Source organism: Vibrio sp. Vb1980 (assembly GCF_033338615.1).
Lineage (GTDB): Bacteria > Pseudomonadota > Gammaproteobacteria > Enterobacterales > Vibrionaceae > Vibrio > Vibrio alginolyticus.
Genome location: NZ_JAWOSZ010000047.1, coordinates 1 through 1,844 on the forward strand (window position 1 = coordinate 1; position 1,844 = coordinate 1,844).

Below are 1,844 nucleotides of genomic sequence, written 5' to 3' on the forward strand. Positions count from 1 at the left end.
AGTAAATCGTTCGATAACCACCACTCTTACCTGTCGATTCTCCAGCAAGGCGAACTTTTCTTAGCCCTCCCGTTCCGACAATCAACGATCCCATTTCTGGGTTTTTGATGATGTCTGACTGCAACGCTCGAAACTCTTCATCCGTGAGCATCTCTTTTCGCTGAGATTCAAACAATGGCGTTTCAATAAACTCTAATGCGTAGCTAATAACCCGATCCTCTCCCAAAAGAATAGGAGTACATTGTACTCCTGGCAAGCGTATTTTCAAATGTATTAACGATTAAATCCGAAACCTCGACCTCTGCGATTTTGTCGTGCTAACGACTGCTCTTGCTGTATTGCTTTTCCAACGACTGGAGCTGCTGCGTCAAGTTGTTTACTTGCATGGTCAAGCTGCTCACACTGCTCTGTAAGCGTTGGTTCTCCTCGCTGCTCTGCTCGAATCTTTTCTCTAAATCCTTGTAGAGCTTCACGAACTCGCTGTGCTGCTCCTTGTGCTGCCTCTCTAAAACCTCGAAGGCGTGCAAAAGTTGTTTCTCTAGCTCGGTCATTTATTTCCTCTCCAACTTGATCAGCTCGTTCTTGCCATCGTTCATTGTCCACCCCTCCAGAATCGAGTAACCCTCTGGTATCACAATAAAACGTTCCCCTTTCTGGCTCTCGTACAGAGAAAGCCCCCAAGTCTTGTTCTGGAACTGCTCTAGGATCGCTTTTTGGCGGGCTATCTTTTTCTGATTGTCTAATATCGTCTGCCCTTGATACCAAGCGATCCCGTAACTGACGATCACCAAAAATAACAGGGTCACTGGCAACCAAATCCATGTTTTCATCACCAAGAGATTCAAACGTGATTGCTGCTCTTGGATGTCGTTTATGATTTTCTGCTCGCTTGATTTCAACGCATCTTGAATACGTTGTTCGTGCCTCTCGAAGTCTTTCTTTAGCGTTTGCTCGATAGCGTTGGCTTGCTTCTTCGATTGCGAATTGAAGTCCCTCGCCATATTCAAAATCTTGCTCATACAACAAACCTTTTAATCTTATGTTTCGTTTCCCACTTTCGGGATTCTTAATGCTGATGCTTTTAGCTGTCACTCTGGCAATCTCAAATCCTTTGCTTTCAAGCGCACCAATTACCCCTTTTCGACTACGGATCGCGCCTGATTGAGCAAGATTAAGTAGACCATCGGTAAGAAGTTGCTGAATCTCTTTTGCATCGGATGGAGTGTCTTTAGCACTCACCAAGCCTTGCTGATTAGCAGGGTCATCTGGGTCATGAAGCCCTAGTTCAAGATTCTTAATGGTGCGCCACGCATCGATACGAGGATTGTCTGCAAAGTGGTAGTAAGGTTGAAGTCGCTTGCCAGAATGAAGCTCAATATTTGGAATAACAAAATTCAGCTCTAACCGCCCTTTATCAAGATGCTCTACCCAAAGAATGGAGTATTGGTCTTTGTCTAAGCCTGGTAACAAAGCCTTTTCAAAATCAGCCATGAGGCGATCTTTAATCTCTTGTGATAAGTCCGTTTCAGCAAAACAGAGAAAGCCCGATGTGTACTTTTTGGCGTAAGGACTCGAATCAATGAGTGATTGAACTAAATCAGGATCGCCTTGATTGAGTGTCGCCCTCTCCCGATTTCTATCTTTCCCTAAGAGATAATCAACAGGGCCACTCCCAACGCCCTTACCTCTACGAGCGAACTGAACAATCATACTGAGATCTCATACTGTGCCATTATTTGCCCAAGCTGACGCTCGATTGCTGAAAGTTGAGCCAATACTTGAACCACATTCACGACATCATAATTCTGGGTATTCACTACTCTAGTGATCTGATTCAAGTTATT

The 1,844-nt window shown here is 44.5% G+C and carries 3 protein-coding genes and 1 pseudogene; all 4 read right to left on the bottom strand.

All coding sequences use genetic code 11. The features are described from left to right. Positions 1–256: pseudogene (locus R7F64_RS23690) on the bottom strand (hypothetical protein); the annotation flags it as partial. Between the two features lie 61 nt (positions 257–317). After that, positions 318–551 carry an MbeD/MobD family mobilization/exclusion protein gene (locus tag R7F64_RS24570; protein WP_169567099.1) on the bottom strand — a complete coding sequence of 78 codons (234 nt, stop codon included), beginning with the start codon at positions 549–551 and terminating at the stop codon, positions 318–320. Beyond that, entirely contained in the window at positions 552–1,019 is a 468-nt protein-coding gene (locus R7F64_RS24575; RefSeq protein ID WP_203506492.1) for an MbeB family mobilization protein, read from the bottom strand. Positions 1,020–1,706: 687 nt separating this feature from the next. Continuing rightward, positions 1,707–1,838: a plasmid mobilization relaxosome protein MobC gene (gene mobC / locus R7F64_RS23700; protein ID WP_318072129.1), complete on the bottom strand. Its 132-nt coding sequence runs from the start codon at positions 1,836–1,838 to the stop codon at positions 1,707–1,709. Positions 1,839–1,844 lie beyond the last annotated feature (6 nt).

Excerpts from the sequence above, each read along its gene's own strand:
- R7F64_RS24575 (WP_203506492.1), bottom strand. The coding sequence starts at position 1,019 with ATGAGCAAGATTTTGAATATGGCGAGGGACTTCAATTCGCAATCGAAG.
- R7F64_RS24570 (WP_169567099.1), bottom strand. The coding sequence starts at position 551 with ATGACCGAGCTAGAGAAACAACTTTTGCACGCCTTCGAGGTTTTAGAG.